This window comes from uncultured Sphingomonas sp. (assembly GCF_964244235.1).
Lineage (GTDB): Bacteria > Pseudomonadota > Alphaproteobacteria > Sphingomonadales > Sphingomonadaceae > Sphingomonas.
The window spans coordinates 1-9,923 of sequence record NZ_CAXTII010000096.1; the positions used below are offsets into that span (position 1 = coordinate 1).

General features: G+C 66.5%; 11 protein-coding genes and 1 pseudogene. 5 read left to right on the forward strand and 7 right to left on the reverse strand.

Annotated features, from left to right (window positions below):
• From ACFE7D_RS12830 to dcd, 3 genes are all read left to right on the forward strand, one after another.
• Positions 1-1,662: TonB-dependent receptor (locus tag ACFE7D_RS12830; RefSeq protein WP_375395810.1), on the forward strand; the 1,662-nt coding region annotated here is incomplete at its 5' end.
• On the forward strand, positions 1,659-3,587 hold the full coding sequence (gene acs, locus ACFE7D_RS12835; RefSeq protein ID WP_375395811.1) for an acetate--CoA ligase: 1,929 nt from the start codon (positions 1,659-1,661) through the stop codon (positions 3,585-3,587). The genes ACFE7D_RS12830 and acs, both read left to right, overlap by 4 nt.
• A 42-nt stretch (positions 3,588-3,629) precedes the next feature.
• Positions 3,630-4,184, forward strand: a complete 555-nt coding sequence (gene dcd / locus ACFE7D_RS12840) for a dCTP deaminase (protein WP_174287080.1) — start codon at positions 3,630-3,632, stop codon at positions 4,182-4,184.
• 42 nt (positions 4,185-4,226) lie between these two features.
• Here dcd and ACFE7D_RS12845 read toward each other — a convergent pair whose 3' ends face one another.
• The 5 genes from ACFE7D_RS12845 to ACFE7D_RS12865 all read right to left on the reverse strand — a co-directional run bounded on the left by ACFE7D_RS12845 (position 4,227) and on the right by ACFE7D_RS12865 (position 7,852).
• On the reverse strand, positions 4,227-5,081 hold the full coding sequence (locus ACFE7D_RS12845) for an alpha/beta fold hydrolase (RefSeq protein WP_375395812.1): 855 nt from the start codon (positions 5,079-5,081) through the stop codon (positions 4,227-4,229).
• Positions 5,082-5,283: 202 nt separating this feature from the next.
• Entirely contained in the window at positions 5,284-5,709 is a 426-nt protein-coding gene (locus tag ACFE7D_RS12850) for an ExbD/TolR family protein (protein ID WP_375395813.1), read from the reverse strand.
• Between the two features lie 33 nt (positions 5,710-5,742).
• Positions 5,743-6,222: a biopolymer transporter ExbD gene (locus ACFE7D_RS12855; protein WP_174287082.1), complete on the reverse strand. Its 480-nt coding sequence runs from the start codon at positions 6,220-6,222 to the stop codon at positions 5,743-5,745.
• Between the two features lie 109 nt (positions 6,223-6,331).
• The gene (locus tag ACFE7D_RS12860; protein WP_375395814.1) at positions 6,332-7,108 is read right to left on the reverse strand and encodes a MotA/TolQ/ExbB proton channel family protein; all 777 of its coding nucleotides are present in this window, start codon (positions 7,106-7,108) and stop codon (positions 6,332-6,334) included.
• Between the two features lie 72 nt (positions 7,109-7,180).
• Positions 7,181-7,852, reverse strand: a complete 672-nt coding sequence (locus ACFE7D_RS12865) for an energy transducer TonB (protein ID WP_375395815.1) — start codon at positions 7,850-7,852, stop codon at positions 7,181-7,183.
• Between the two features lie 222 nt (positions 7,853-8,074).
• Here ACFE7D_RS12865 and ACFE7D_RS12870 point away from each other — a divergent pair, with 222 nt between their 5' ends.
• On the forward strand, positions 8,075-8,929 hold the full coding sequence (locus ACFE7D_RS12870) for a hypothetical protein (protein WP_375395816.1): 855 nt from the start codon (positions 8,075-8,077) through the stop codon (positions 8,927-8,929).
• Positions 8,930-8,937: 8 nt separating this feature from the next.
• Here ACFE7D_RS12870 and ACFE7D_RS12875 read toward each other — a convergent pair whose 3' ends face one another.
• Together ACFE7D_RS12875 and ACFE7D_RS12880 are read right to left on the reverse strand one after the other, a co-directional pair.
• On the reverse strand, positions 8,938-9,210 hold the full coding sequence (locus tag ACFE7D_RS12875; protein WP_375395817.1) for a Rossmann fold domain-containing protein: 273 nt from the start codon (positions 9,208-9,210) through the stop codon (positions 8,938-8,940).
• A gap of 7 nt (positions 9,211-9,217) precedes the next feature.
• Positions 9,218-9,589 carry a dihydroneopterin aldolase gene (locus ACFE7D_RS12880; RefSeq protein WP_375395818.1) on the reverse strand — a complete coding sequence of 124 codons (372 nt, stop codon included), beginning with the start codon at positions 9,587-9,589 and terminating at the stop codon, positions 9,218-9,220.
• A gap of 117 nt (positions 9,590-9,706) precedes the next feature.
• On the opposite strand from ACFE7D_RS12880, the pseudogene ACFE7D_RS12885 reads away from it, so the two are divergent.
• Positions 9,707-9,923, forward strand: a pseudogene (locus ACFE7D_RS12885) (GNAT family N-acetyltransferase); the annotation flags it as partial.

Here is a 9,923-nt window from a genome sequence, read left to right on the forward strand (position 1 = left end):
TTCTTCGGCTATATCCCGTTCAACGCGCTGTCGCCCGAACGGCTGTCCGCGGTCCGCGTCACCCGCGGCGGCGGCACCGGCGCATTCGGCGCGGGCGCGGTCGCCGGGACGATCGAATTCGTCAGCGCCGGTCGTGCCGATCTGCCGATTGTCAGCGGCGAGACGACCTATGGCAGCTACGACTCGGAGCAGATGGCAGCGACTGTCTCGCCCGATCTTGGCGCAGGCTATGTCTCGGTGTTCGGCCGGTACGAGCGATCGGACGGTTTCTACACGACGCCGGAGGACGAGCGCGTACCGGCGACCGTCCGTGCCGCCTATCGCGACTGGTCGATCGGCTTTCGCGCCATCGTGCCGATCGACTCGCAGACCGAACTACAGGTGGGCGGCACCATCCTGCGCGACGACCGCGTGCTTCGCTTCGCCGGCGCGACATCTGCCTCCGACGCGGAGGATGCCAATGTCCGCCTGATCCGCCGCGGCGATTGGCAGATCGACGCGCTCGCCTATGTCCAGGCACGCGATTTCGCCAACAAGGTCGTCAGCGCGACGACGTTCCAGCTGACCTTGGACCAGCGCCACACGCCATCGACCGGGGTCGGCGGCAAGATCGAGATCCGCCCGCCGGTGGGTCCCGACCATGTCCTCCGGATCGGCGTCGATGCGCGCCGTGCCGACGGCACGCTGTACGAGGACGCCTATGGCGCGACGGGTGCCATCACCGCGCGGCGTACCGCGGGCGGCGAGACCGGCACCACTGGCGCATTTGCGGAGGACGACTGGACGATCGGCCGATTGGTGCTGACCGGCGGCGGGCGAATCGACCGGTGGACGATCAATGACGGTTTCTTCCGCCAGACGACGGTCACCGGCACGCCGACGATCACCAGCGCCTATCCCGACCGCGACGGCACGGTCGGTACCGGGCGCGTCGGCGCGCTGTTCCATGCCGCCCCCGCCATCGACTTTCGCGCCGCAGCCTATACGGGCTTTCGCGTGCCGACGCTGAACGAACTGTACCGGCCGTTCGTCGTCTTCCCGATCTCCACGCAGGCGAATGCGGACCTGAAGCCGGAGCGGCTGAAGGGGGCCGAGGGCGGCGTCGATCTTCGCCTGGCCGGCTGGCTGTCGCTGTCGCTGACCGGCTTCTACAACCGATTGGAGGACGCGGTCGCCAACGTCACGATCGGCACCAACCTGCGCCAGCGGCAGAATGTCGACGCGATCGTCGCGAAGGGGATCGAGGCGTCGGTCGACCTCCATCGCGGCGCGGTATCGCTGACCGGCTCCTATGCGTTCGACGACAGCCATGTCCGCGCCACCGGCGTCCAGGCGCAGCTCGACGGCCTAGCCCCCGCGCAAAGCCCGCGCCGTGCCGCCAGCGCGACGCTGGCCTGGGACCCCGCGCGCGGACCCGGCCTGTCGGGCACGCTGCGCTATGTCGGCGCGCAATATGAGGACGACCTTCAGACCGCGATCCTGCCGTCCGCAACGGTGTTCGATGCGGTCGCGGGTGTCCCGGTCGGCCACGGCGTATCGATCGTGGCGCGCGCGGAAAACCTGTTCGATGCAACCGTGGTCACGCGCAATTCGGGTGGCACCATCGACCTGGGCACACCGCGTACGCTATGGATCGGCGTGCGAATCGGGAGAGTGCGATGAGCGGCGAGATGGTGCCGGTGCCGGCATGGGCAGCGGAGACCGGGATCGAGGCGGACGATTATGCTGCGCTCCATGCTGCAGCGGAACAGACGCCGACCCGCTTCTGGCTGGACGTGGCGACGCGGCTCGACTGGACGCAGCCGCCTGGCGTCGCGGACGACAGCAGCTTCGACGAGGCCGATTTCCGCGTCCGCTGGTTCGCCGACGGCACGCTCAACGTCGCGGCCAACTGCCTCGACCGGCATCTGGCCGAGCGCGGCGGTCAGACCGCGATCGTCTGGGAACCCGACGAACCGTCGGAAGCACCGCGCACGCTCACCTATGCCGAACTCCATGCCGAGGTCTGCCGCTTCGCCAATGTCCTGAAGGCGGCGGGTGCCACCAAGGGAACGCGCGTCACGCTGTACATGCCGATGATCCCCGAAGCGGCGATCGCGATGTTGGCCTGCGCCCGGATCGGTGCGGTGCATTCGGTGGTGTTCGGCGGCTTCTCCCCCGATGCGCTGGCTGGGCGGATCACCGATTGCGGATCGACGATCCTCGTCACCGCGGACGAGGGCCGACGCGGCGGCAAGCGCGTGCCGCTAAAGGCGAATGCCGACAAGGCGGCGGCGCTCGCGCCCGTCCTCGACCGCATGATCGTCGTCCGCGCGACGGGGGCCGGGGTGGCGATGACCGAGGGTCGCGACATATGGTATCATGAGGCGGACGTCGCCGACGACTGTCCTGCGGTGGCGATGAATGCGGAGGACCCGTTATTCATCCTCTACACCTCGGGCTCGACCGGCAAACCCAAGGGCGTCGTCCACACCAGCGGCGGCTATCTGTTATGGGCGAACCTGACGCACGCATGGTGCTTCGATCCGCGCCCGGACGAGATTTTCTGGTGCGCAGCCGATGTCGGCTGGGTCACCGGGCACAGCTATATCGTGTACGGCCCGCTCTCCAACGGCTGCACGACATTGATGTACGAAGGCGTTCCCAACTGGCCGACGCCGAGCCGCATCTGGGAAGTCGTCGATCGCCACAAAGTCGCGACGCTGTTCACCGCGCCCACCGTTCTGCGCGCGCTGATGCGCGAGGGCGACGCGCCGGTCGCGCGTACCAGCCGCGCCTCGCTTCGGCTGCTCGGTTCGGTGGGCGAGCCGATCAATCCCGAGGCATGGCGCTGGTATCATCATGTCGTCGGCGGCGATCGCTGCCCGATCATCGACATGTGGTGGCAGACCGAGACGGGTGCGGGCATGATCGCCCCCCTGCCCGGCGCGACGCCGCTCAAGCCGGGCTCCGCGACCACGCCGCTGCCCGGCGTGTTTCCGCAGATCGTCGATAACGAAGGCGTGGTGCAGGACGGCGCGGCAGAGGGGCCGCTGGTGATCGCGAAGAGCTGGCCGGGACAGATGCGCGGCGTTTGGGGCGATGCCGAACGGTTCTTCGAAACCTATTTCCGCACCTTCCCCGGCAAATACTTCACCGGTGACGGCGCGCGGCGCGACGGCGACGGCTATTACTGGATCACCGGGCGGATCGACGACGTCATCAACGTGTCGGGTCACCGCATGGGTACCGCGGAGGTCGAGAGCGCGCTGGTGCTGCACGAACATGTCGCGGAAGCCGCGGTGGTCGGTTTCCCGCACGACATCAAGGGTCAGGGCATCTATGCCTATGTCACGCTGAACGCCGGGCAGGACGCGTCGGACGATCTGCGCCGGACATTGATCGGGTGGGTGCGGAACGAAATCGGCGCGATCGCCGCGCCCGACGTCATCCAGTTCGCGCCCGGCCTGCCGAAGACGCGGTCGGGCAAGATCATGCGCCGCATCCTGCGCAAGATCGCGGAAGGTGACGTGTCGACGCTTGGCGACACCTCGACGCTCGCCGATCCCGCGGTGGTGGACGACCTGGTCGCGAACCGGGCGCGCTGACCGGCGCTTGCCCCGGCCGCGCATTCCGGCGAAGGGGTTTGCATGTCCATCCTGTCCGACCGCTGGATTCGCGAGGCCGCGCTCAGTCGCGGCATGATCGAACCCTTTGTCGATGCCCAGCGGCGCGACGGTTGCATCAGTTACGGCCTGTCCTCCTATGGCTATGACGCGCGGGTGGCGGACGAGTTCAAGATCTTCACCAATATCGACAGCGTCATCGTCGATCCGAAGGATTTCGCCGCGAACAGCTTCGTCGATCGCAAGACCGATTGCTGCATCATCCCCCCGAACAGCTTCGCGCTGGCCCGCACCGTCGAATATTTCCGCGTGCCGCGCGACATACTGGTCATCTGCCTCGGCAAATCGACCTATGCGCGGTGCGGGATCATCGTGAACGTCACGCCGCTGGAGCCGGGCTGGGAGGGGCACGTCACGCTCGAATTCTCGAACACCACGCCGCTCCCGGCGAAGGTTTACGCCAACGAAGGCGCGTGCCAGTTCCTGTTCCTGCAGGGGAACGAGCCGTGCGAAGTGAGTTATGCGGACCGGGCGGGGAAATATATGGGGCAGCGCGGGGTGACATTGCCGAAATTGTGAGCGGGCGAACGCAGGCCCCCCGGAGCCGCACGTTGCTCGAAACTATGGACGCAGAGCCGACTTCCGTTGGCCGGTCGAAGCGGCCGCGGCGACCTGATCGATCGCTCTGACTACATCCTGCAGGTTGGTGACGTAGAGATCGTGGTTGCCGTCGATCGTCCGAAACCGCCCTTCCGTTCCGCCAAGCGCCGCCTCCCGCGACGCGGCGACGAAGGCGCGGTACGTCGGCCCGCACGTTCCCGCCGCGGCGCATTGATACCGCTCCGACGAGATCATGACGATGTGCGGGACCGTCGGTGGGCCGGCGGCGTCGATCGTACGGCTCACGTCGTTCACGTCGATATGTTCGTTGTTGTCGCCGGACGCCCAGGCGTCGTCCTGCGCGCGCTGCGCTGGCGTTTCCAGCGGATGCGCATGTCGCCCCCATTCGCCCGACGTGCCCGGCTGATTGCTCGTCACGAAACCGGCCACCGGGTGCATGGCCGCGTAGGATCGGACGAGCAGCCCGCCCATCGAGGTGCCGAACAGGATGTAGGGGCCACGGACGTGTGCAGCCGAAAGCGCGTCGGACAGATCGGCGGCTAGGTCGGCGGCCTCGCGCGGAAGGGGTGCGGCCGAGCTTCGGCCCATATTGCGTCGGTCATAGTCGCAAACCCGGTAGCGTTCCGCGAGTGCGGCGAACAGCTTGGCCATGTGGGCGCGGCGACCGCCGTCCCCGGTCTCCAGCAAGACGGTGAAGTGACCTTTGCCGCCGCAGCGCAGAGCGATGTTCCGACCGTCCTTCAACGCGACGACATGATCGAACGCGCGCCCGGCGCCGGCGATTCCGGCGCTGCTGGCCGCGAACGGGAACGTGGCGATCAAACCTAGCGCAATCGTCACGCTCCGAAGCTTCATGATCGACACGCTGCTAGGCGCCACGAATGAAGGCAAGCGATTTACGACGTTCCCCGCGGGCGTGACGCTGGTGACTCGATTGGCTGCTCATGGGCGAATGGCCGTCGCACAATCTTCGATTTTGCCTCCGCGCAACCGCTCGAACGAAAAAGGGCGGCCCCCGCAGGAGCCGCCCCGTCCGTTCCGACCCTATCGCCAGCGATCAGAAGTCGTTGAAATACTGCTCGTTGCCGATGAAGCCCAGCTTCGACACCGACGACCGCTTGATGACCGCCAGGGTCCGGTCGACCACGTCGTACTTCGCGTTCGGATCGGGCTGGAAGTGCAATTCCGGCTCCGGGTTCATCTGCGTCGTCTTGTCCAGATACTGGCGCAGCGTCAGGTCATCGACCGGAGCGCCGTTCCACGACACCGTACCGGCCGCGTCGATCGACACCTTGTTCTTCTGCGCATCGATCGGCGGCGGTTGGTTTACCTGGTTGGACGGCAGATCCACCTTCACCGCGTGCGTCTGGATCGGGATGGTGATGATGAACATGATGAGGAGCACGAGCAGGACGTCGATCAACGGCGTCATGTTCATTTCCATCATCGGCTCGCCATCTTCGCGGCCGCCACTCATTGCCATAGCATTATACTCCTGATGTCACGGGGCGCGGCGTCACAGACGCACCACGCCTTCGCCCGGAGGCGGTTCGGAGATGAAGCCGACCTTGGCGAAACCGGCCTGCTGCATCGTGTAGATCGCACCGCCGATGCACTTGTACGGCGTGTTCACGTCGCCGCGGATATGCGCTTCGGGCAGTTCGAGATCGGGGTTGCCGACGCCGCCCTGCCGCGCGATCTCCGCCTTCAGCTTGGCGACCGCCCGGTCGAGCAGTTCCTGGTGAGTCACCGGGGACACGCCCCAATAGACCAGGCAGGTACCGTCGGGCTTGCTGGTGATCGCCAGCGAGACGTTCTCGGGCTTGGTGGTGGTCGGGTCGAAGCGCACGTTCGGAAGCTTCAGCTTCACGGCCTGTACGGCAACGGTCGCGGTCACCAGGAAGATTATGAGAAGCACCAGCATGACGTCGACGAGCGGCGTCGTGTTGATATCCGAAATCGGGGTTTCGGTGGAACCGGCAATGCCCATCGCCATGTGCGAATGATCCTATTTCTTACCGTGTTTCGAGTCCCCGGCACAGAGGCAGGGAACCGGATCATCCGGTATCGGCGACGATGCGCCGATACCGGATTGATCCTGTTGATCAGACGCGCGGAGCGGTCGTCGCACCCGCCGGCTTGGCGGCGACCGGCGCGGGCTTGGCGACCGCCATCGACGGACGAACCGCGCCGTTCGATGCCAGGAAGCCGAGCACGTCGTTCGAGAAGGCCGACAGGTCCTCCGCGATCGACTTGTTGCGACGCTGCAGCCAGTTGTACGCCAGCACCGCCGGCACCGCGACGACCAGGCCGAGCGCGGTCATGATGAGCGCCTCGCCCACAGGCCCGGCGACCTGGTCGATCGAGCCCGAACCCGACGCACCGATCTTCACGAGGGCGCGGTAGATGCCGATCACGGTGCCGAACAGGCCGATGAACGGCGCAACCGAGCCGACCGTCGCGAGGAAGGCGAGACCGCCGCCGAGCTTCGAATTGATCGCGCCCTCCGAACGGGCGAGCGAATTGTGCAGCCAGTCATGCGCCTCGACCGGATCGGTCAGCTTCGCGTGCTGGTCCTGTGCTGCCAGTCCGTCGTCGACGATCTGCTTGTAGGCCGAGTTCTTGTCGAGCTTGGCCGAACCTTCGCGCAGTGAATTCGCCGACCAGAAGCCCTGACGGACGCGCTTGGCCTGGTTCATGATCTTCTGCTGCTCGAACAGTTTCGAGAACAGGATGTAGAACGATGCGATCGAGAAGATGACGAGAATCGTGAAGACCGTCTGCGAAATCAGCCCGCCTTCCTTCAGCGACTGCTGGAGCCCGTATGGATTGTCACCCTTGGCGGCCGCGGTCCCGGCCGCGGCGAGAATGGTCGTGATCATGGTCGGTAATTCCCTCTGAATGTTCGATGCTGGGTCATCTGAAAATGAAACGCTGAACCGGTGGCGTCCGGATCAACGGTCGGTCGGTATCTTCCATACCACACGCCTAGTCTGGGTCACCGCGATCGGATTGCCCCCGGCGTCGGTCGCCGGGCTGTACCGACCGCGGCGGCTGAGCGCCCGGCAGGCCGCGTTGTCGAGCGACGACGAGCCGCTGGACTGTGTGGTATGGCACCCTTCGACCTTGCCCGCGGTGTTGATCGTCCAGGCGATCACGCTGACGCCCGCCTCGTTGGCGCGCAGCGCGTCCGGCGGATAGTCGTCATTGGTGATCCACTGCGACGGATCGCCCTTCGCGCCCGCCGCCTTGCTGACGGTCGGCGGTGCAGGCGGGGCTGGCGGTGCAGGCGGGGCGGCCACCGGAACATACTGAATCGCCTTCGGCGGTGTCGGCACCGACTGGATGATGACCGGCGACTGCACGGGTGCGCGGACGATCGGCGGAGGTACCACGACCGGCGGGGGCGTGAACTTCTGGTCGGGCGGCGGCGGCGGCGGCGGGACGTCCGGCGGCGGCGGCGGCGGCGGCGCGACGTCGAACGTGTTCAGCTTATCCTGCGCCTTTTTCACATACTGGTATGCGAGTCCGGTCACGAAGGCATAGCCGAGCGCAAGGTGGATCAGCGCGACGATGACGATCGCGGAAATCTTTCCCCCGGACATTTTCTGGTCAGTATAGGCCATTCAGCAACGACGCTCCCTATCACGACAAGCGAACAGGCTACCCCTGGGGCAACATAGCCGGCACCGCATGCCGAGAGTCAATATATCCTTACGACGGAGACCGAGTCCTATCGCCGAGCCTTGCGACACGCAAACGCTTTGTCGGGCGCAACAAACGATCAATCGCGCCCGCCGCTATTTATTTCTGTAACGTTCAGGGGGCCGGGCGTAACGAACGCGGTCATGAAACCGCCCTTACCCGCCGCAACCCTGGTTTTCCTCGCGCTGTCAGCGCCTTGGGGCGTTTCTGCGCAGGCGGGACCGTCCGTACCACCTGCGGCGTTCGGACAACCGGTACGCGCGGGCTATGCCGATCTGGTCGATCGGATCCTGGCCGCTCCGGTGATCGTCGACGCGACGATCCGGTCGGCGGCGCGAATCAAGGGGGCGGAGGCGGCGACGGTCGCGCCGGGGTTCACGCGGTTCTACGTCGCGGCGGATGTCGGCGCGCTGGTCCGCGGCACCGGCGGGCTGCCCGCGCGGATCGGGTATCTGGTGGACATGGCACCTGGCGCGGACGGGCGGATCGTCAAGATGAAGGACCTGCGCGTCCTGCTGTTCGCGCGGCGGGTGGCGGGGTCGGAGGATCAGCTGCAGCTGGTCGGGCGCGACGGTCAGCGCGAATGGTCGCCGATACGCGATTCGCAGGTACGCGGAATCGTGCGCGAACTGATCGCCGCCGACGCGCCACCGGCGATCACCGGCATCGGCAGTGCCTTCCATGTGCCCGGCGCGCTGCCCGGCGAGGGCGAGACGCAGATATTCCTGACCACCGCGGACAACCGGCCGGTGTCGCTGTCGGTCCTGCGCCGCCCGGGCGAGCGGCCGCGCTGGTCGGTCGCGCTCAGCGAGATCGTGGACGAAGCGGCCGCGCCGCCGCCGCCGAACACGTTGTTATGGTATCGGCTGGCCTGCGCACTGCCGGCCACCTTGCCCGACCGCGCCGCCGCGACGCTTTCGACGAGCGATGCGGATGCGGCGCGCGAGGATTATCGATTCGTGATCGAGGGGCTCGGGCCTTGCGGGCGGGGTGGGTAGAACGCCCACTACGTTATTCGCACCACCTGCCCCGTCGTCGATCCGGCCGTATCCAGAAACCCCGCCATCGCCGCGACATCCGCCGCCGCGCCGTCGCCGACCACCGCATTGATCCGCATCCCCGGTGCCCGTTCCACCGCGAGCGGCGCGATCGACGCCTCCGCCAATGCGGCGGATAGCGGATCGCGGCCGGGTTCGATCACGACGACGAGCGATCCCCCCGACGCCGCGCGGACGATCGTCGCGATGTCGTCGCTTGACGCGGCATGTACGACCGTCATGCCGTCCTCATCGGCGGTGACGCACCATCGTTATCCCGATCGATTCGCCGTTTTCCGATATCGCGAGCTTAACGATCCGGATCTTCACCCGCGCCACCCGCGCGTCCTGCAGGAACAATGTCTCGCAGATATGATCCGCGACGCCCTCGATCAGCGTGAAATGCACCCCGGTCGGCAGCGCATCGGTCGCGGCATGTTTCAGGTCGAGATAGTTTTTCGAAGCGGCCAGCGGCGTGTCGGGCGCGAAACCGCGCGGGCAGCCGAGATCGACGGTCAGCGATATCCGCAGCGGCTGCGGCAGATGCGTCTCCTCCGAATAGATGCCGGTGAGCACCAATACCTCGATATCGTGCACTTCCAGTTGCAGCAGATCGTCCATGCGGGGGGCCTTAGCATGCTCCGCCGCCCAGGAAAGCGCACACCGCTTTGCAGGATCGCCGATCGCACCGTAAAGCGCGCCGCCGCGGGCGTTCGTCCCCGGGGCGGAGACATAGGCGTGATCGAGTTCATATCCCTTGCCGGCATCGACGTCCTCGCGGTGGAAAGCCTGCTCGACCGTGCGTTCGGTACCGATCGCCACCTGCGCACCGCGTACAAGGTGCGCGGCGCAGGCTTGGCAGTGCCGGCGCTCAGCTTCGCCGCGGTGGAAGACGGCGCGCTGATCGGGACCGTCCAGTGCTGGCCGGTCACGCTGACGGGCGACGACGGCATCG

What these genes read in the sequence shown, in the direction of transcription:
- acs (WP_375395811.1), top strand. Translation starts at nt 1,659, where the DNA reads ATGAGCGGCGAGATGGTGCCGGTGCCGGCATGGGCAGCGGAGACCGGG.
- ACFE7D_RS12865 (WP_375395815.1), bottom strand. Translation starts at nt 7,852, where the DNA reads ATGGCCTATACTGACCAGAAAATGTCCGGGGGAAAGATTTCCGCGATC.
- ACFE7D_RS12850 (WP_375395813.1), bottom strand. Translation starts at nt 5,709, where the DNA reads ATGGCAATGAGTGGCGGCCGCGAAGATGGCGAGCCGATGATGGAAATG.
- ACFE7D_RS12875 (WP_375395817.1), bottom strand. Translation starts at nt 9,210, where the DNA reads ATGACGGTCGTACATGCCGCGTCAAGCGACGACATCGCGACGATCGTC.
- ACFE7D_RS12860 (WP_375395814.1), bottom strand. Translation starts at nt 7,108, where the DNA reads ATGATCACGACCATTCTCGCCGCGGCCGGGACCGCGGCCGCCAAGGGT.
- ACFE7D_RS12845 (WP_375395812.1), bottom strand. Translation starts at nt 5,081, where the DNA reads ATGAAGCTTCGGAGCGTGACGATTGCGCTAGGTTTGATCGCCACGTTC.
- ACFE7D_RS12855 (WP_174287082.1), bottom strand. Translation starts at nt 6,222, where the DNA reads ATGGCGATGGGCATTGCCGGTTCCACCGAAACCCCGATTTCGGATATC.
- dcd (WP_174287080.1), top strand. Translation starts at nt 3,630, where the DNA reads ATGTCCATCCTGTCCGACCGCTGGATTCGCGAGGCCGCGCTCAGTCGC.
- ACFE7D_RS12870 (WP_375395816.1), top strand. Translation starts at nt 8,075, where the DNA reads ATGAAACCGCCCTTACCCGCCGCAACCCTGGTTTTCCTCGCGCTGTCA.
- ACFE7D_RS12880 (WP_375395818.1), bottom strand. Translation starts at nt 9,589, where the DNA reads ATGGACGATCTGCTGCAACTGGAAGTGCACGATATCGAGGTATTGGTG.